General features: G+C 34.4%; 11 protein-coding genes and 5 pseudogenes. 14 read left to right on the top strand and 2 right to left on the bottom strand.

Annotation, left to right across the window (positions count from 1 at the left end):
• Nucleotides 1–18: 18 nt before the first annotated feature.
• On the bottom strand, nucleotides 19–2,076 hold the full coding sequence (locus tag NMD99_RS05635; RefSeq protein ID WP_309165813.1) for an AAA family ATPase: 2,058 nt from the start codon (nucleotides 2,074–2,076) through the stop codon (nucleotides 19–21).
• Between the two features lie 2,321 nt (nucleotides 2,077–4,397).
• Between NMD99_RS05635 and NMD99_RS05630 the strand changes: the two genes are divergently transcribed.
• The 12 genes and pseudogenes from NMD99_RS05630 (at nucleotide 4,398) to NMD99_RS05575 (ending at nucleotide 15,170) form a co-directional block, all read left to right on the top strand.
• A complete protein-coding gene (locus tag NMD99_RS05630) occupies nucleotides 4,398–4,865 on the top strand; it encodes a crossover junction endodeoxyribonuclease RuvC (protein WP_309165812.1) in 468 nt (155 codons plus the stop codon).
• A 112-nt stretch (nucleotides 4,866–4,977) separates the two neighbouring features.
• Nucleotides 4,978–6,190: pseudogene (locus tag NMD99_RS05625) on the top strand (DNA modification methylase).
• Nucleotides 6,191–6,203: 13 nt separating this feature from the next.
• A pseudogene (locus NMD99_RS05620) lies at nucleotides 6,204–6,682 on the top strand (hypothetical protein).
• Nucleotides 6,683–6,685: 3 nt separating this feature from the next.
• Nucleotides 6,686–7,357 (top strand): annotated as a pseudogene (locus NMD99_RS05615) (ankyrin repeat domain-containing protein); the annotation flags it as partial.
• A 75-nt stretch (nucleotides 7,358–7,432) separates the two neighbouring features.
• Nucleotides 7,433–8,521 (top strand): annotated as a pseudogene (locus NMD99_RS05610) (IS481 family transposase).
• A gap of 82 nt (nucleotides 8,522–8,603) precedes the next feature.
• Complete coding sequence (ltrA, locus tag NMD99_RS05605; RefSeq protein ID WP_309165811.1) at nucleotides 8,604–10,094, top strand: group II intron reverse transcriptase/maturase; 1,491 nt, start codon at nucleotides 8,604–8,606, stop codon at nucleotides 10,092–10,094.
• Nucleotides 10,091–10,886: pseudogene (locus NMD99_RS05600) on the top strand (Rpn family recombination-promoting nuclease/putative transposase). The gene ltrA and the pseudogene NMD99_RS05600 overlap by 4 nt, the downstream one beginning before the upstream one ends.
• Nucleotides 10,887–11,110: 224 nt before the next feature.
• Nucleotides 11,111–11,572 (top strand): leucine-rich repeat domain-containing protein, encoded by a 462-nt coding sequence (locus tag NMD99_RS05595; RefSeq protein WP_309165810.1) that lies wholly within the window; start codon nucleotides 11,111–11,113, stop codon nucleotides 11,570–11,572.
• A gap of 171 nt (nucleotides 11,573–11,743) precedes the next feature.
• On the top strand, nucleotides 11,744–12,160 hold the full coding sequence (locus NMD99_RS05590) for a hypothetical protein (protein WP_309165809.1): 417 nt from the start codon (nucleotides 11,744–11,746) through the stop codon (nucleotides 12,158–12,160).
• A 4-nt stretch (nucleotides 12,161–12,164) separates the two neighbouring features.
• Complete coding sequence (locus tag NMD99_RS05585) at nucleotides 12,165–12,383, top strand: ankyrin repeat domain-containing protein (protein WP_309165808.1); 219 nt, start codon at nucleotides 12,165–12,167, stop codon at nucleotides 12,381–12,383.
• Nucleotides 12,384–12,419: 36 nt separating this feature from the next.
• Complete coding sequence (locus NMD99_RS05580) at nucleotides 12,420–13,208, top strand: hypothetical protein (protein WP_309165807.1); 789 nt, start codon at nucleotides 12,420–12,422, stop codon at nucleotides 13,206–13,208.
• A 672-nt stretch (nucleotides 13,209–13,880) separates the two neighbouring features.
• Nucleotides 13,881–15,170 carry an ankyrin repeat domain-containing protein gene (locus NMD99_RS05575; RefSeq protein WP_309165806.1) on the top strand — a complete coding sequence of 430 codons (1,290 nt, stop codon included), beginning with the start codon at nucleotides 13,881–13,883 and terminating at the stop codon, nucleotides 15,168–15,170.
• A gap of 26 nt (nucleotides 15,171–15,196) precedes the next feature.
• Here NMD99_RS05575 and NMD99_RS05570 read toward each other — a convergent pair whose 3' ends face one another.
• Entirely contained in the window at nucleotides 15,197–15,391 is a 195-nt protein-coding gene (locus NMD99_RS05570) for a hypothetical protein (RefSeq protein ID WP_309165805.1), read from the bottom strand.
• 324 nt (nucleotides 15,392–15,715) lie between these two features.
• Between NMD99_RS05570 and NMD99_RS05565 the strand changes: the two genes are divergently transcribed.
• Both NMD99_RS05565 and NMD99_RS05560 read left to right on the top strand, forming a co-directional pair.
• On the top strand, nucleotides 15,716–18,001 hold the full coding sequence (locus NMD99_RS05565) for an ankyrin repeat domain-containing protein (protein WP_309165804.1): 2,286 nt from the start codon (nucleotides 15,716–15,718) through the stop codon (nucleotides 17,999–18,001).
• A gap of 707 nt (nucleotides 18,002–18,708) precedes the next feature.
• Nucleotides 18,709–20,589, top strand: coding sequence for an ATP-binding protein (locus NMD99_RS05560; protein WP_309165802.1), 1,881 nt, complete (start codon nucleotides 18,709–18,711; stop codon nucleotides 20,587–20,589).
• The last annotated feature ends 250 nt before the right edge of the window (nucleotides 20,590–20,839 follow it).

The raw sequence follows: 20,839 nt of genomic DNA, 5'->3' as shown, positions 1-20,839 counted from the left end.
GATTAAAGTGTTAATAGTTTAATTGTGATAAACCCAAGTATTTGGATTTTCTACAGGAATTACGCTGCCATAATGCGGTGATTTGTAGTGTGTGGGTAGTAACCTGTGATAGACTGTAACCTTTTTGTTCTTCTCTGGATCAAGTATTTTTTGCCCAAATTCCATACCTTCAACGCAAAGTACTCCGTATTTGTTTCTTGCAGCGTTTTTGCCTTCTTTGTTGAATTTAACGTAGCCTTTGGTAGCAAGAACATCGAGACGATCACGAATAGAATGTGTACTGCCAAGACCTTCTTTATTTTCAAATACCTGACAAAATTGATTAATTGTATAAACATGACCCTTACGTCCTTCTGCAAATATTAAGTCCAAGATGATGTCATATCTACGAGAACGTTCGGCATCTAGTTTTTCACCATAATCTTTATTTATTAACCTTTGTGACTCAGTATCAACTTCGTACCAATGACCATTAATTTTATCAACAAATTTTGGCATAACAGAATTTCCATTACGCAACTCAAACATCAGTTGACGATAGCTGTTCTTCTCATCAGGCCTAAACATGATCATTCCAGTGGTATAGAATCCTCTTAAGCTGCTAGCGCCACTAAAACTTTGAAATGGATCTTCTTCTAATAGTTTCTTTTGCATTTTCTTTGTATGGTGCACAAGAATAACTCCAGCATCTGGATTGATTAGAGAACGCAGTTTTTCAACTCTCTCCTGGAGAAAGAAAATCATGGCATTATTATCATTTTCGTTACCGTATTCATCAGCATCAAAAACGTTACGCAATGGATCTACCGCTATGATATCAATGGTGTTTAGGTCAAAGTTTCTTTCTGCTTCAGTTACGATATCTTTAATGCCATTTTCATTTAAAAGCAGCTTAGTCTGTGGTGTAATAACTAAATTATTTGCAGCAAGTTTAATAAGCTCTTCACTAAGTTTCATCTGTTGCAGCCGTTCACGCATATAGTGGTAACCGATTTCAGTCTGAAGGTAGAAGATTCTTAAGGGCCTTTTTGGCACCATATCAAAAAATGGAATTCCAGATGCCATATGAAAAAGCCAAGAAATAAGAAAGTCACTTTTTCCCACTTTAGGCGCGCCAGCAAAAACTAAAAGACCACTAGGAGTTAAAACTCTAGGAGCAATTATGTCTTCTGGCATTGGTGATTTGTCATTTAGGTACTGCAATACAGGAAATGAAGTAACGTTTTTTGTATATGGGAGAGAAACAGTTGAGGTTAAAAATCTTTTGACGTCTACTCCTTCTTCAATACAATCAGCAGCATCCCAAGCTTTTGGTTTATCTTGTGGAATTTTAAGAATAGAAAGCGATGCAACGCCTATATCTAAAAGCTTCTTTGCAACATTTTCAGCATATTTCTGACCTGAACTATCGTTGTCTGGCCATATGGTTATGTGTTTACCTTTTAGCGGAGCCCAATCTGTTTTATTTACAGGTGAATTTGCTCCAAACATCATTGTTGTGGCTGTTATGCCCTTACTGATTAAACTTTCAGCACATTTTTCACCTTCAACGAAAACAATTTTATCGGATTTAATTATACCTGGAACATTGTACAAAGGCCTTGGATCTGGAGCAGTACTACTTGAGTTTTTTACATCAAAACAGCTATATCGTTTTTTCCCTGAAGTGCTATCATAACGGTAAATTTTAGCTATTACTTGATTATTTTCATCATGATAGCCCCAACATGCTATTAAACGTTCTGAAAATTCTTCTTTATGGTTTGTTGAGTGACCAAGCCATTTTTCTATATCTTCTATGGTATCAAGAAACTTAGTCTGACTAGTAACATCCCACCAGAGATTAAGTATATCTCCGCCTTCACCAGTAGCAAAATCGTGCCATAATCCGGCTCTTTCTCCTCTTGTTTCTACTACTAAACTTTTCCCTTTATCTCCTCTAATATTACCAACATAGAACTTACCGCCGTGGAAAGTACCATTTGGTAATAAGTAGGATAAAGATGATTCTATTCTTGAGAGTAGTTCTGCTTTTACTTCTGCTGCTCTTTCAAATAAAGCTTGCTTATCATGCATATTGTTTTCTCCTGTTAAAATAAGCTATGTTTGTTGACAAAATGTCTCTGCTACATAGCTCATGATGATGTTCTTAAAGGCTGGTAATTTAAAATACAGTCATAAATGGGTAGAGAGATGTCTCTGTACCTTTTACTATAGTAATACCGGATTTCTCATAGGTTTTTCCGGAAGGGTAGAGAAATTTTTTTTCAAGCATAAGTTGATACTGCCCATATTTACTCCAAATATTTGCAATTCAGAAGACCAGGTTTGCTAGGTCTTACTATAGTAAGTTCAACAAAATTACAAAAACTGTTCACTTTTTTTAAGAATTTTGCACAACTCCGCTTTCATACTCCACTAAATGACCTACTTTTCTAACGACTAAAAATGCAGTCCGAAATATGATTTGCTCTAAAAATTTTTCATTGAAATTACAAAAATGAACAGGTAACGCAAATTCTGTAAAGGACAATGGTGGTATTGAAAATTTAACTCTGCTCTCAACTTACACTCTTCAAAAAAATTACAAAATTTAATTTCATTTTAACTTTAAACAAAAAGGCCGCCTATAAGTTGCATCTGCATTATGTTGCAAAATATACTATACTTTGCTTATGAGATACTTGCATAACCAAATAAGCCATCCTTTCTTCTCCTCCATAACAGATATATACTGTAAATGTGGTTTGAAATATGAATTGCTCTAAAATTTTTTTCATTACGATTTTTCTATTAAACTTTAATAGAGCTTAACGTGTTTACAATATACCCAGGGAAGAGACTTTCCGTCTATAAGAAGTAGCCACAAAATGCTGTATTAGTAAAATTATTCATAATAATTATTTATGAATTAAGTACTTTAGATTCGAGATTACATAGATTTTTGGCAGTTTAAGCCATTTTAGATTGGGAAATGAAATCTCCTAAAAGGAAAAAACCCGGCTATATTAAAGGATTAAGAGTAATTTAAGTTTGAAATTCAAAAAAACTTCTTAATTGCTTTAAAAGCTAGGATTATAGCGGATTTTTGAGTGTAGCACAGTTTCAGGTAAAACCTTATATATTATATATATAATAAATAATAATATATAATAATAGAACATATAGGATATGTACCTTTCATAATACCTACCTAAATATTATTAACGCGCTTAAATGTTTAACTTATTACTTTTTTAACTTTTAAATAACAAGTTAAGCAAAAAAACATGAACTGTAATAAGTTTTAACCTGGTGCTCAACTGAAATGGTTTTCAAAAAGGCTGATATACCGTCCATTTTAATTTTTAACCGAAATATAAAAGTCGTTTTAACCGCGTTTTTAAAGCTACTCATGACTTAGATGAAGGAGAATACCCCTTAGTCGAAGAACGCTTGTAACATAGCTTAAAATTGAAATAAATGGCATTACTAAGTATCTCCTACCACAATAAATCTCTTCTTAGCAAAAATACACGTTTAATTCTATCATATCTTTTATTTATTGCAAAGATTTTTTTCACGTGGTAGGAGTGCTGTTGGTGTTCATAGAAATTAAGAGCTACTTAAAAAGATACAAAAAAAGGGAGGGACAAAAAAGCACTACCCTTTAAATGAGTTTAAATGCTATTTATAGAGTTGTTTGTAGTTAAAGCAATAGGAGGCTACCTGTCCTTGTAAAGATATTCTAGCAGGTTTCTTCTCCTTCCTTTCTCAATTCTTTTGCTTATCTCTATTTAAAGTTAAAATATAAAGAACTCTTATTATTATAACAACTATTTTAATGAATTTAATTAACTAATTTTGACAATTTTGAAATTTATTTAAACTTTTTTGAAAAATTTCCGGAAAAAGTAGTAAGAAATCCGGTATATATATATAATAGAAGGGCATTGTTTCAACGAGGTAGGTGCGCTTTAAGTACGAGAGCTTCAAGAAAATGTCAATCCTACCACTAACAAACAAACATTTAGTAGAAAGGAAATTTGGTAAGCTTGAGAATTTATATTTTTTTAGATGAGATAAAAACTTCGTTTTAAAGCTAGATGTGATTCTATGGGTATATACAACAGCACTTCACCAAAGAACGCATATAACACCCTTTAAAACTTAATTAAATGGCATTGTCAATAACCTTACTACTATAGAACAAACCTGTATATAAGTCTAATACGATTTTTGTACTTTGCAAATAAAAAAAAATTGAACAGTTTTCGTAATTTTGGTGAATATATATAACAAGAAAACAACTTTCTGCAGTAGCACATAATTCTCATTGTTGGACTACAAAAACCTATGAATTGCTGGTGTGCTTTGCAGGACCAAACAATATTTAGTGCTACTTGTAATTTTAAATAATGTCAATCCTAACACTAGACCTCGGCAAGCAAACGGGCTGGGCAATTTTAACAGGTGGAGTAATTGAAAGTGGAAGCGAAAGTTTTCATGGTAGTCGTTTCAGTGGAGGTGGCATGTGCTTCTTAAACTTTCGTAATTGGCTTAATTCTTTGAAACATGAGTTCACTGCAGTGTATTTTGAAGAAGTGAGAAGACACCTAGGAACTGATGCAGCGCATTGCTACGGTGGTTTTCTTGCAGTTCTATCTGCTTGGTGTGAAGAACATCATGTGCCATACAAAGGTGTTTCTGTAAAGACTATAAAACGCTTTATAGCTGGTAATGGCAATGCAAGTAAGAGTGAAGTTATTGAAGCGATACGTGAAAAAAGTTTTTCACCTCGAGATGATAATGAGGGGGATGCTTTGGCATTAATGTTCTACGTTATGGATTTTAGTAAAGATATTAATAAGCTGAAAAATCCATAAAAGTGGGTCCTTTCGGCCATACTGGCGGGTTTGGTGGGTCGGACCCCAGGCCTTCTTTAGCGTCAGAGATATTTTGAATATTAACTTTTTAATTATTAAGGATTTAAATTATATGAATTTAGCAATCCACTACTATCCTACTCGAAAATCTAGTCGAATATGAGCGTAATCCACGTAAAAATGACGATGTGGTCAACAGAATGTGTGCTTCTATTCGGGAATTTGGCTTTCGTATACCAATAGTTGCAAAAAGCGATGGAACTGTAGTTGATGGTCATTTAAGACTTAAAGCAGCAAGAAAACTTGGTATGGAAAGTATACCAGTGGTCTTAAGTGATAATCTAAATGAACCACAAACCAAAGCTTTTCGATTACTGGCAAATCAATCAGCTAATTGGGCAAAGTGGGATGATGATCTTTTAAAAGGTAGAAATTCAAGAGTTAGAAGATTTACAGTTTGATCTTAAAATGACTGGATTTGAATTAGAAAAAGTTCAACATTTCCTTGATGATTTAGATAGTGAAAAAGAAGATTTTTCTGACTTGGTTGGTGATGAAAGGTAGAAATAACAAAACCAGGGGATTTATGGATTTTAGGTGATCATAGAATCTATTGTGGTGATAGCTCTGTAGTTGAATCATATAAAGCGCTGTTAGATGATAAAATGGCAGACATTACTGTTTGTGATCCTCCATATAACGTTGATTATGGTAATAGCCAAGACAAAAAGATATTAAATGATAATCAAGGTGAAAAGTACGAACTTTTTCTCTATGACATCTGTTCCAATATTTTAGCATATACGAAAGGTGCAATTTACATCTGCATATCATCATCAGAGTTTTCAACGTTGCAAAAAGCATTTGAGGAGGCAGGAGGAAAATGGTCAACTTTTATCATTTGGGCAAAGAATCATTTTACGCTAGGCAGGTCTGATTATCAAAGACAATACGAAGCAATGCTCTATGGGTGGAAGAGGGGCAATAAACGTGAGTGGCATGGAGGTAGAAATCAAAGCGATCTATGGTTTTATGATAAGCCAATACATAACTCACTGCACCCAACAATGAAGCCAGTAGAGCTAATGGAGAAAGCAATAGTTAATAGCAGCAGACCTGGGGATACTGTACTTGATCCATTTAGTGGCTCTGGAAGTACGCTGATTGCATGTGAGAGAACAGGAAGAATTTGTAAAACAATAGAGCTAGATTCAAAATTTGTAGATGTAACCATAAAGCGTTGGCAAGTATACACAGGTAGGGAGGCAATTCTTTCTGGTACTGACAAAACTTTTGCACAAATTCAAGAAGAAAAACAGCAATAAAGGGGCAAAAAAAGTGGAAAAGATCACACAAACAGAATGGGCAGAGAGATAGGAGTTTCAAAGCAATATGTCTGTTATTTAGTAAAAAAAGGAATAATTGAGTTGGAGAATGGTTTGGTAAATAGAGAACAAGCAAATGAAGCAGTGGCAGCAATACGAGATCCAAGTCAGCCACTGAGGAGGAAAAATCCAGAAAACGAAAATACAAGTAACCTTTCCACGATGTTGCTAAAAACTAGAATAAAAAATGAAATGGAACGAGGTAAACTGCTTGAGGCAAAGGCAAAAGCTGAGATTGGTGAACTTGTAGCAGTAGAGGAAGTAAAGCGCGAAGCATTTAATGTAGCAAGAGTTGTCCGTAATAATTTGCTTAATATTCCAAATAGAGTTTCAGCACTACTTGCATCACTGAGTGACACTGAAAAGATTCATATGGCGCTAACCGAAGAGATTACAAACTCATTACAAGAATTATCTAATATTAAGTTTTAAATAATGTCTGCTAACTTAAGTTTAGAATTAATAAAGTGTCTCATTAATCAGCAAGGAGTGGATGTAAATGTTAGAGGATTAAATGGAAAGACACCGCTACATTATGCAGTAGAAATTAACGAGCTTAGTATGGTTGCGCTCTTACTAAATAGGAAAAATATTAATCCACTGATCACTGATGATGATGGTAAAAGTGCGCTCTCTTGTGCAAGAGAAGAGATATTACAAGCACTAATCAATCACAAATATGGATTGAGAAAGATAGCTTACTTCATTTAGCTGCGATGTTGAATGAAGCAAATGCTGTAAGGTTTTTACTCAACAAAGGAGTTAATGTTAATGAGCAGAATGCTTTACTACATACACCGTTACATTTAGCGGCAGGAGCTGGACATGAAGGGATAGTAGAAATTTTAATTAGAGAAGGAAATGCGGATAAAGATGTTCTTGACGTGAGAAATCATGCAGCAATGCATTATGCAGTTAACAACAAAAAATTGGAGATAGTAAAGTTATTACTGGAGCTAGGAGCAGATGTGAATAGCGCACGATGTAGGACAAAACTCGATGAAATTATCACCTGTGCATATAGCTGTAAGTAATACTAATTACGATGAAAGAGACTTATGTCTTGATATCCTCAAATGCTTAATAAAGGAGCCTAATGCTCAAGTGTAATAGTTTAGACTTGATCTGACATACGAACAAAGTAAGATAAAAATATGAACAAATTTAAAAGGAGTGTCAGATATGAGTACAACACAAGAAAAAATACTAAAACCAAAGTTGGGATTGCTAGAACTTGCAAAGCAATTAGGAAATGTATCACAAGCGTGTAAGGTAATGGGGTATTCAAGGGATACATTTTACCGCTTCAAAGAACTGTATGAAACAGGAGGAGAAGAAGCTTTACACGAGATAAGCAAAAGCAAGCCATTATATGCAAATAGAGTGTCAGAGGATATAGAAAAAGCAGTAATTGAAATAGCAATAGAATTTCCAGCATATGGACAAGAAAGAGCAGCAAACGAACTGAATAAAGAGAGGAATTCTCATCTCTGCAAGTGGAATAAGATCAGTGTGGCAAAGAAACGATCTTGAAAATTTCAAAAAGAGATTAAAGGCATTAGAAGCAAAAGTTGCACAAGATGGCATAGTTTTAACAGAAGGACAACTAACAGCTCTGGAAAAGGCTAAGGAAGAAAAAGAGGCCCATGGAGAAATTGAAACAGAGCATCCAGGATACTTAGGTAGCCAAGACAGTTATTATGTAGGTAATATCAAAGGTATTGGACGAATTTACCAGCAAACCTTTGTTGATACTATTCTAGAGTTGCTTTTGCTAAGCTTTACACGGAAAGGACTGCTATCACAGCTGCAGATCTTCTTAATGATAGGGTAGTACCGTTTTTTGATGAACAGAAAGTATCATTGCTACGCGTTTTGACTGATCGTGGTACAGAGTATTGTGGCAGACCTGAAAATCACGCTTACCAGCTGTATTTGGGGGTAGAAAATATTGATCATTCTCGAACCAAAGCTCGTTCTCCACAGACTAATGGCATATGTGAAAGGTTCCACAGAACTATGCAGGATGAATGTTACAATATTATCTTTAGAAAGAAAATTTACACCTCTTTGGCAGAACTTCAGTTAGATGTAGACCATTGGGTGCATTCTTACAATAGATCTAGACCGCATTCAGGTAAATATTGCTATGGTAAAACACCTATGCAAACCTTTTTTGATAGTATGCATATTGCTTATCAGAAAAATATTGATAGCATTAAACAGGATGCTGATTTTGGTTTTGACTTTGTCAATTCTTCTGTCAGTTAATTCACGCCCGTCAGATCAAGTCTAAACTATTACAGATAAAACTGTAAGTGCACCTACCGACAACTCCGAAGCATGGAAACAATTGCCATGGAGGAAGTGCCAAAAAGTTGTTATAAGGCTACAAAGACGTATTGTTAAGGCTGTCCAACAGGGAAGATGGGGTAAGGTAAAAGCTTTACAGCGTCTTCTCACACGCTCCTTTAGCAGCAAAGCTTTAGCTGTTAAAAGAGTAACTGAAAACCAAGGAAAAAACACGGCAGGTGTAGATCGTCAACTGTGGTTAACTTGCAATGCTAAATTTCAAGGAATAAAGCAGTTAAAGCAAAGAGGATATAAACCTTCTCCGCTAAAACGGATTTATATCAGTAAATCTAATGGCAAAAGAAGACCTCTTGGAATACCAACGATAAAAGATAGAGCCATGCAAGCATTATATCTGTTTGCCCTGGAGCCAGTATCTGAAACGATCAGCGACCGTCACTCCTATGGCTTTAGACCTAAAAGATCCTGCGTGGATGCTATTGCTGCTTGTCACTTATTACTGGCAAGACGCAATCGACCACAATGGATACTAGAAGGTGATATCAAAGGGTGCTTTGACAACATTAACCATGAATGGCTTATGAAGCATATTCCTATGGAGAAGAAAATTCTGCATAGTTGGTTAAAGGCTGGTTTCCTAGAGTCAAAAACCTTGTATCCCACAACTGCTGGCACTCCGCAAGGAGGTATAATTTCTCCAATACTAGCTAACTTTACCTTAGATGGTCTTGAACAGTTATTAGAAAGTCGCTTTGGTAAATTAGGTAGCAAAAGAAGAGGAAAAATCAGAAGTGGAGTGAATGTAATCAGGTATGCAGATGACTTTATTATTTCAGGTTTTACACATGAACTACTGGAAAATGAAGTTAAGCCATTAGTATCATCTTTCCTTCATGAGAGAGGTCTAGCTCTGTCAGAAGAGAAGACAAAGATTACATTTATTACAACAGGGTTTGACTTTCTTGGTTGTAATGTACGTAGATATAATAAGAAGTTAATTATTAAACCTTCGAAAGAAAGTATTAAAAAACTTCTTAATAAAGCACGTACATTGATAAAAGCAAATATAGCGAACACTCAGGCTATAGTAATTAAGTCACTTAACTCTCTACTGAGAGGATGGGGAAATTACTATCACCATGTGTGTGCTAAAAAAGCGTTTAGAAAAATCGACAATGAAATTTGGCATAGTTTATGGAAATGGGCAAAGAAAAGACATCCTCGTAAAGGATTACGTTGGATAAAGAATCGTTACTTCAAAGTAATGGGTCAACGACAATGGGTTTTTGCTGCACCCATATGCAAGAACAAACCAAAAGAGATACGGTATTTAAGACTGCTTAAGCTGATTGATATACCTATCAGACGACATGTTAAAATCAGAGCGGATGCAAATCCCCTTGACTTAAAATGGAAAAAGTATTTTGATGAGAGAGTGAAACGAACAAGAATGTTAGCAAGCTCCTTTTCAAGAGAAGGTTCTCTACTGTTAGTGTCACCACTAAAGTTGATGTATTCTGAGGATTTATGAAAGACAAGCCGGTTCGAGAAAAGAAGAACTTAGATAAGGGGCTCAAGCGTAGTGTGGGGAAACCTGCATGCTGCGTTTCTAAGGGAGGGAGTAGTAGTAATACTGCTTCCTTACCTGACCAGCTCGCTAAAACTAAGGGCTTTGAAAAACGTGCACAATACTATGCTGCCAAAGCTTATTCAAGACAGGCTGATAAAGGTGATCAATACCATGACCTTAAGGAAATTATCTTTATTGCTATAGCAGATTGTATTTTATTCCCTGATAAGTCTGAGTACAAATCAAAGCATACTATTCGCGATGAAGATACTAATGAACATGATCTAAAAGATTTTTACTTTATATTTATTGAGTTGCCTAAATTTCCAAAAACCAAAGAAGATCAGCTTTCAAGTATAGTTGAAAAATGGGTCTACTTCTTTAGATATGCAGATGAAACTAGTGAAGAAGAGCTAGAGAATAATAGGAAGTGATCTAATAATTAAAAGAGCATATGAAGAACTAAATAGGTTCAACTGGTCTGAAAAAGAATTTATAGCCTACGAGCAAGAGATCAAGCGTATTCGTGATGAACAGGCTGTCCTAGCTCAAAAACTTGATGATGCTACTGAAAAAGGTAGACAAGAAGGCATCCAAATCGGCCATCAAAAAGGTAAAATTGAAGGTAAAATTGAAGTTGCAAAAAACTTACTTAAAGCTGGCATCTCTATTGACGTCGTATCGCAAACTACAGGCCTTCCTCCTGATGAGATCAAGCAGTTACAAGCAGAAAAGATCCCCCTCGACTCATAGCTCTAACACACTGCTTATTCCTTTAACTACTGATGTTCCATTTAAGAAAGTATCAGGCTTTTTAGATAACTCTACTTTTCCTGAAACCTGCTGATCTAAGATCTTAGAAGGCTTTTCTACTTTCTGTTGTAACAGTGCAGTTTCTTTTTCCTCTTTTAAATTGCTTCTTAAATGAGCTAGAAACTTATCAGTTTGTTTAAATTCCGGACAAGCTTCTTTTGCAAATGAATATTAAAGGTACTGTAGTGAACATAAAAAGATTGGTAAGCTTTTTACAAAATAATACAGACATTAAAAAGCTTTCTCTAGTCGATTTAGATATTGGTGATGAAGGTGTAAGAGAATTAGCTAATGCTAATCTTTTAAATCTTACTTCTCTTCATCTGGAATGGAATAAAATTGGTAATGAAGGTGCAAAAGCTTTAGCTAACGGCAATCTTACAAAGCTTACTTCGCTTAATTTAAGGGGTAGCAAAATTGGTGCTGAAGGTGTAAAAGCTTTAAGTGAAGCATTAAAAGATGGTAAGCTTTCAAATTTTACTTCTCTTGATTTGGAATGGAATGAAAAAATTAGTAAAGAGAAGCAAAAGGATTCTAATGTAGGTAAATGGGCTATTGTTAAGAGTACACTTTCTGGTATATCTACTGCTAAGCATTCTACAACGTTGCAGGCTTCATCCAAATGATTAAGTATACACAACAAGCTCTTCTTTGTAGTAATCCAGCATAACGCAGAATTGGCCTACTTTTGCCATATGGACTGCTGATCTTCTATGAAAACTCAAACATTGCAAAATAATAAAAATATTATGTTGAAATTAGCTTGACACATATTATAATTGTGTATAATATATTATTTGTTTTGGCTGGGAGGTGGTACGGTTTCTACTACAAAGTTAAAAGAACATTTTTTAAAATTTAAGCAAAGGTTAGAAACAATAAAAGGAGGAGAGGAATTAAGTACTGAGCAAGAGTATTCTGAAAAAGATGAGTCATTTGATGATGGATATGAGCTCATTAAAGGAGAATATCTGTTACAAGTTTCATATAATGATCGGTTAGAAACCTTAAGGACTCTAGGATATTCAAAGAGTGAAATAGATGAAATATGTAATCAGGGTGATTCTTGGTGGACTCAAACAGTCATTTCGCCATTTGAAAGTTATAATATGGTGCCACCATCTTTGATGGATAGTCGAGATTCATTACGTAAACAAGTGTGTGTTTGGTTTGTTCAAGAGCACGATCTTACGGACAGTCGGTGCTGTTGGTAATAGTGTGGTAATACAAGCTCTAATAGGAGCAGGGGCTAATGTGAGAGCAGAAGTTACATATGGCCTAAGTCCCTTGCATTTTGCTGCTGGCAATGGTAATTTAGAGATAGTAAAATGTTTGGTAGAAGCAGGAGCTGGTATTAATTTTTGTGATTCTTGTGGAAGTACCCCATTACACCTTGCTGCTCAATATGGTAAAAAGGGATACTCGAATGTTACTTGATAGATTTGGAGATTTTTCGGTTTGGAGGTAAGTTAAGTGTTAAGTGTCAATACTAAAGAATACAACCTAGCATTGGGTGAAACTACAGTTAAACTTTTGATTGACGATAGTGGAACTGGTGGAATGAACTTTATTAATGTACATCAAAATGAGCAGACTTCAAAAAAGGCAGGCAAGCACATAATCCAACAAATTGGTGGAAGGATGTTGTATATTGCTCATGGAGGAGGTAATTCTCGTAATGTAGAATTTAGTTTAAGTGGTAAAAAATATGAATTCGATCCTAATCGTATGTTTAGTGATGTAGGTGCAAAAGCTAGTTTAAAAGATTTTGGTAATTTTTCAGAAGATGCTTTGAGAATCGTCAGAAACTTTGGAGAAAAAATTTTGGGCTTCTTGCTTCCCAATCAAGATCACATTATTGCTTTGCACAATAACTATAATTCTTCCAGTTATTCATTTAAAAGCTATTTTTCTCCGCCACTTTCTCATGATGTGCTAAAGATTTATCCAGAAGTATGTCCAGAAAGTGGAACAGGCGAGTTTTTCTACACTGCAGTTAAAGATTGGTTTAGCGCTTTAAAGCAGGAAAGAATTTTTAATATAGTGTTGCAAGATAGTAAAGCAGTAAAAGATGATGGATCCTTGTCTGTATATGCTGGAAAGAATAACATTCGATATTGCAATGTTGAAGCACAACATGGTAATTTAGATCAGCAAGTTAGTATGTTATCCTCTTTGCATAGTATTATTGTAGAGCGTGCTCGAACTGAACTGAGCGGGTGCTCACAAGTCCCATATGTTCAAGGAATACGGAAAGAGTAGAAATAAATAGTAAAGGATAACAGCTAGATCTCTTTTGAAACTCATATAGAGCTCAAGATTGCGATTTCCAGAAGGTATCATTACACCAGCACTCTGCATCAAGTAAATTTTTCAGTAGAGTTTGAGAAGGATAACGGGAGAAAAGCTTTATCTATTTAAAGTAGAAAATTATCATAAGTTTTATATTAATTTTAAATTAATTAGTATTAAAAATTTAAGTGATCTAGCTATTTTCAACAACCAAAACCAGCTAGCGTGAGAAGAAGTTTTTTTGGGATGCATTGGTCTACCACGTAATACATACGAACTTTTTTGTATGGTAATTTTGCTATACGCTAAAATCAGCTATATTAGCCTACTTTGTCCACATTTATATATGAACTCATTTGCTTAACTTTATCGCAAAAATTTAAAGTCTTTATTTTTACAAACACGTTTTCACGCAACTCGTTCTCACAAGAATATGTACTTTTTTTGTGTTTTTTAAAAAAGTAAATGATTAAATTTTTTGCTACGCTAATTTATAGTACGTTTCTATATTAATCAAGCTAAAGTGAGCTAAAGTAACTATTAGTAACTTTATATAAGGTACAAAAAACACATAAATATAGACTTTTTTAATTAAAGCATATAATAATTAGATTATATTGTTTTTTAATATGAGGAGATTATATGTTACAATCGAAGTGGAAAGAAGCATTAAGTGCAGTAGATGCTGATAATGATTTAAATGAGAGTAATGTAATTGACAAAATAAAAGAGAAGTTAAAAGCAGCAGATCAAAGCGAATATGAAAGGTGGAAAAAGTTTGATTTTGACCTAGCGTATCTATTACACAAGGCTGTTAGAGGTAACTTTATAGAGATAGTGAGTGCTCTAATAGAAAAGGGAGCTAATGTTAATGCTATAGATACAGTGGAAAATACTCCTTTACTTGTAGCCGTTGAACGGGGCTATATAGAGATAGTGAATACTCTAATAGAAAAAGGGGCTGACGTTAATGTTGAAGGAGGATTTCATTCATCCACTCCATTATATTGTGCTATTGAAAGAAATAATGCAGAAATAGTAAAATCTCTAGTGGAGAAAGGGGCTGATGTTAATGCTGCAGATTTATCTTCTCAATATGCTCCATTACATTGTGCTGCTAGATATGGTAATGCAGAAATAGTAAAATCTCTAGTGGAGAAAGGGGCTGATGTTAATGCTGTAGATTTATTTTCTCAATGTACTCCATTACATTATGCTGCTAGACATGGTAGTGCAGAAATAGTAAAATTTCTAGTGGAGAAAGGGGCTGATGTTACTCGTGCTGTATCTGAAAGAACTCTTTGTACATATCGTCTAAGTCTGGACGTAGGAGAAGTTCTAGTTAGGCATATTTTAATAAAAAATCCTAGAATGAAAAAGCCAAACTCTGTAATAGAAAAACTGTCAGAATATTGGGACAGGTGTCTAGATGAAGTCAAGAGACTTGAAGAAGAGGAAAATAAACCACTATATGATTTTCTGAAAGCAAGCAATACTAATACATTAATTAGTATGTGGAAAAAAGATGAAAGTGTACGCGGTAAGTTTGATAACCAAGAAAGCTTACAAGAGCAATACCCAGAATATGCTCATACCTTGATTGACCAAGCCAACAAAGTGAAAAAAGAAATTTTCCTGCACAGCCACAAACCATTGATTGATGCTTTATCAACATATTACGAGTATGATCTTAAAAAAATGACATTTGACGACATGAAGAAATTCTTTGAAATGCACAGAGATAAAATTGTAGTAGAATTTGGAGGTATAGAAAAATCTCTTATTGAGTTTGTTGATTTTAAAGATATTAAAGAGATATACGTTCCTAAACTAGAGCTACAAGCATTGGCAGCGCGAATAATCCATGTAAATAGCAACCTTAAGCATCCAGATTCCGAGCAACATCAAGGATTGTATCGATCTCGGTTCTAGTAAGTCCAGTTTGTTTGGTTATTATACTAATTTGTGTGATTTATAGAGGTTAATATAACTGACTTGTCTGGAGTATTTAACTGTACAGTCAAATTAAAGAAAAGTAGTAGGAAGAAGGGAAGACCACCTTTTTCCTTCCTTTCATGTTTTTTGTCTGTAGTTGTTGCAACAATTTTACGCTTTTGTTTATACAAAACTATTTTTACGCAGCTTGTTCTCACAAATATACGTACTATTTTTATATTTTTGAAAAAAGCAAACAATTAGATCTTTTATGACGCTAATTAACTTATGTTTTTGCTAAAATATTTTATGGTATAGGTTCAACTATTTCTTTAATATTAATTTGGGTAAGTCTGCTCTAACTGAAACTTTGGTATCTTCTTCAACTGCGTGTAAAAAATAACTGATCAATCGGAAGTGGTAGTAATATGTCAGCTATTTTCGCCATAGTAGTCGAGTCTAGAATCGTTTTGAGCTTTTTTTCTTGATTTTTGCGAGTTAATTTGTTAGACTAGCATTATGTAAATTTTTTTATTGAAGTGATGAATATACAGAAATTAACGGAGTTTTCTGAATTGCATAAAAGCTTTATGCGGAACAGAAGGCCAAGTAAATTGGAAAAGCAATTGTTCGAGATGGGTGAAGAATTTAAAGCGGAACACCCTGAAATCAGATTGAATGAACGCAGTAATGTGATTGATAGAAGAACTTTTGTTGCACACGGTACCAATGCCTGGACGCTTTTTTCAGCATTTGCTTTTACAAATGGCCAATTACTACCAAAAAATGAAGCGAAAGTAAGGGGAATACCTATTGTTGCAGGTGAGTTAATACCAGAGAAACAGAGAGCCAAGCTTTGTGGATACTCCTACCCCAATACAGTGAGTCAAAATAGTGTATCAACTATCCACCTAAACAGTCGAGGATCGTATTTGCTTGATGCATTAAGTTATGCAGAAAATGCAACAAATTATCACAGTTGCAGTTATAATGATTTTCGTGAAAAATGGCTAAAAAAGTACTGTAAACAAGGTGTAGATACAAGTGTGATAAAGAAAGCTGATAAGCTTTTGGCAGATCAATCTATGAAAGATGCATATTGCAAATTATCTAGTATTCCGGTAGTAGCTTTGGGAGATGGAATTGGACAAATCTATATAGGTAGAGGCAAGTATGGAATAGAAAACGAATGCTTGTATGAGAGATTTAACATCAGAGTTATCGTAGTAAGTCAAAAAGATAAAGAGTATATCAAAAATTTGATTGATCAAATCAACCCTAAAATAGCTAAAAGTGTAATGTATTTAACCCGAGAAGAAATTTGTGATTTTGAAGACAAAAGGAGTCCTGGTTCGAATAATTCTATGTTTAGAACAGTTGGGACTAAGTCCATTCCTTGCAGTTATAAAAACAGCTTCGTACATAACTTTTCAGAAGCATTTGAAGATAAACTAACTTTCAGTTTTTCTGATCAGTTTGATATAAAAAAAATAGAAAAGAAAGAACTACTAAAGCGAATAGTAGGAGGTAAACATGAAGAAAATAGTAGTACTCTATCTTATTATCACAATTCAAGCCAACCCTTAGAAGCAACAATTGATGATATAGATTATAGTGTAGTATTTACTAAATCATCTCAATCAGGCGATCATGTACTTGATGAGCAGCTAATAGATTCAGTTAAAAGTGGAGATATAGAAAAGGTGAAGTCCTTGTTAGATGGGGGAGCAAATCCTAATGCTACAAGTTTCAATCATGCTTTGTCTATAAAGCTCGGAGTATTGATTACAAAAGGCAATACTTTAGCTTTGGGGTATGCTATTTACTTTGGACATACAGAAATTGCTAAGTTGCTTATCAATAGAGGAGCATGTATTAATCGTTATAGTTGTTCTTCTGGTGAAAAATCGCACCTAGCTAATGCTGCTGAACATCTTTGCGCAGAGATAATTGAGCTACTTTTAAAGCAAGGAGCAGATGTTGATGTTCAGGATTCTCAAGGTAAGACGCCAATAAGTTTAGGACTTAGAAGTAACATCTTCTGTTATGACAAGGTCTCCAAGATCGACGTTCTCTTTATTTTTTTAGTTCACGGCGCAACTTTAACTGAGGATGATAGAAGAGAAATCAATAAAGATCCTAATTTGCAAGATTGTTTAACAGCGTTCAGAAAGATCAAATCATTGCCTCATTTTGGTAAGCTAATAGAATCAAATAAAAATGGAGATACAAGCGTCATTTTTCAATATATAGGTAATGAAAACAATGCACAGGAACTGATTGAAGAGTTCCAAAACATTAAAAAAGATTATGGTTTTCAGAAAGGACTATCATTTATACCAAAACGCTTGTTGGGTTTTTTAGAATGTGTAATCTCAAAACGTGATACAGGTGTTGCTAAAAATGGGTACGATGATTTAGAGATAGGGGAAGAAGCGGCAAATACATTACTAGGTAAGTTGAAAGAGGTTGTTAAAAAAGATAATTCACAATCAAAAACAAATTCTGTACGGCTTTTTTCTACAAGTGAGCAAGCGCAGGATGCTAAGGGTGAAAATGTAATACGGCTTCCGAAAAAGGCAAAAACTAAACCCAGTAAAGCAATAAAAACTGCTGTTATTTGTGGTGTTATAGCTGCATTGACAGTCGGTGTTGGGTTTGGTATTGCCAATGTCGGGTTATCAACGTTAGTTATAGCTGCTGCACTGGTAGTTGGAATTGTTGCTTTTGGTATTACGTATGCGGTATCAAGACCTAGTGACAAGCTAAATGAAACCTACTCAAAGGCGGCATTTGCCCAACCAACTAGATCACCTTTCTTCTCTTGATAATAGATGGATTAGGGTTATAGGTAAATTAAAGCTTTTAAAAAAGTAATACAGTGAATATAACAAAATAAATGTATAAGTTGCACGTGAGAGTTTATGACTATTGACCATTACGGAGTATTAGCAATGAGTAAGGATGTTAATAAGGAAGCTATTTTCTATGGAGCAGTGGGAGCAACTTTCTGTTTATTCTGCTGAAGTGGCTCCATGCAGCTTTGCTGTAAAAACTTCAGCAGCTTTTGCACTCCTTTAAAGCATAATCCATCATATTCTTATAATAGTGATATTAAATATAGATGGTGGTTCTCAATTTTGTTGATCTATAGTAAAATCAGTTCAAACTCGCAGTTGTAAGAAATTTTTTCACCTACAGCTAATCGACGAAAGATTTCTCTAGAAAGGATAAATGAAGTATAAAATGGCTTTAAAAAAGGTAGAAAAATGTCAAAGTCATATAGTGAAGATTTGAGAGAACGTGCTTTGAAAGTAGTAGACAAAAAATGACTATGAGCAAGATGTTCAAAATTGATAGAAAAACAATATATTGATGAAGGAAAAGAAACAAGAAACATAAAACCATCTTCAGGCTATCAAAAGGCACATAGTCTTAAAATCAAAGATTTATTCTGAAACCATACTCAATTTTACTTGATGTAATCGTTATTTAGTGATATACTAATTAAATAGGTTTGAGGTGAATAAACATCATGTTAGGAAACACAATTATTGATGGTGGTGGTCAACAAGCTAATTTTGATTTATCAAGGAATAGTCTAGCCTTTATTTCTTGCTCTAGCCAGGATGATAAATCGCTAGGACAAGTAGTACAGTCTATTATTGGCAAAGTTGACTCTAATAAAATCGCAGAAATTAGCGAGTTCTTCTCAGGAAGAGATGGCAAAGAAGGTTGGTATGATAATATAGGAATACGCTTCTCATTATTTGATTTATGTTCTGAGAATGATGATAGCGGTAACAGCAGAAATAAGCCTATAGTTAAGGTTCAAGATGAAGGTTCAGCATTTTCTAATGAATTAAAAGAAATGTTTGAATTAATAAGTAAAAAAAATAGAGATGTACTCTACATTAGAAGGCGTCCTGTAGAACAAGGGCAACATGAAAATCACTGGGTTGTTTTCTACTTTTTTGTAGATCAGAATAAAAAAAATATATTATTTGTAGATGCTCAGAATCCAGCTATAGGTGAGAAAAATAGCTTTAGAGATTGTATTAATGACTTCTTAACCCAACAAGATTGTAATCTATATGTTTCAAACACTCAATTTCAAAAGGATGACTACTCGTGCGGTCTTATAGCATCTGAAATAGCAAGAATGCTCTGGAATGATCATGAAGGAGTAAAAAAAGTTTTATCTCAATATACACCAATAAATAGAGAAAAAGTTGAACTTGCCTCTCTAATGGGTAATAAGTTTGAACAGTTAACTAATCTTTGTTCAACAAAGGGATCTATTAATTACGGTAAGATAAATAAAGAGTTTAATGCTGCTAGCATCAGAACAGCACACTTTGCAACGGCATTGTATATTGGTCTAGAAGGATTGTTTGACGGATTGTTCGACATAAGTATCCAAGATATAAAGGACTCGATTGAAAAAATTAGGTCATGTTTTATTAATAATCTCGATAATGTTGCTTCGTTTAATGAGCAAATAAAAAAAATATCTCAAAGAGAACGTAAAATGCCGAAAACTCAAAAACTTAAAAGTCCTCAAGAAACTACTACGGGTAGCTCTGATGTAAAAGCAAATGATACTATTCCCTGTCCTGTCCAGCAGAAAATAAGTAATGATATTCACACAGCTGAAAGCTCAGAGTATGAAAGTAATGATAATTTGGAGCAAAATACTTCATCTCTAGAACAGTTAAAAAATGCTCTTCAAAATCAAGATCTTGAAGATATATCATTTCTAAATGAAGAATTAAGAAACGCAAAGCTGCAGATATTTTACAAAGACATGAGTCTTACTATTTCTGATCGATTACTCCAATTTCATTCTGATCAATTACTCCAATGTAAGGCTCAGCTTGCTACTTCAGACAGTTATGCTCAAAAATTATCACAAGAGATTAAAAGTCTTACTGATGAACGAGATGAATTATCCGAAACTATTTCTATGCAAGAACAGAAGATTGAAAATCTTAATCATCAAAACGTTCAACTTGGAGAAGAAAGAGATTTGACTTTGGCTCAAAGGGTGGAACAAGAGGATGAACTTCAAAGGACAAAAGCTCAGCTTGAGCGGAAAGAAGGGGAGCTGAATAGAGCACAGCAAAACTTGGCTAGACTACAAGAAAATGAGGATGAAAATACAAAACTCCCAGTAGCAAGTGATCAGAGTAGAAAACAGAGTAACTATGCTTCTGCTGCTTTTGTAATAGCTGGAGTGTTTGCTGTTGGTGCAAGTTTAACAATACCTTATTTAGCAATATGTCTCACACTTGCTGTAGCTGCATCAATTTTTCTTATAGCAGGGGGTTGCTGTTTATATAAAGCAAACACAGCACTTAGCGATGTTAAAGCTGATCAAATTGCAAGCGTTGTAGGTGCACTTAATAATTTTTAGAGTTTTCAACTTGTATTGGTTTTTAGCAAGTTTAAAAGTATGTGCTGTGAGCCCTAAGCTCAAGTTAGGGAAGTAAGTTAATATTACAGGAAGCCTTCTAAAGAAGTTATCTTATAAAGTAAGGAGAAGCTCCTCCACAATATCCTGACTATGACGATGAGTAATAGAGTTTAGGTGTTACTTCCTATCAAATTCTTCTTAAATCTTATTCTTTTAAACTTTGTAGTACGTTAAAGAAAAAAATAACCCT

Source organism: Wolbachia endosymbiont of Listronotus oregonensis (assembly GCF_031205055.1).
Classification (GTDB): domain Bacteria; phylum Pseudomonadota; class Alphaproteobacteria; order Rickettsiales; family Anaplasmataceae; genus Wolbachia.
This window is presented reverse-complemented; position numbering and strand designations above follow the sequence as displayed.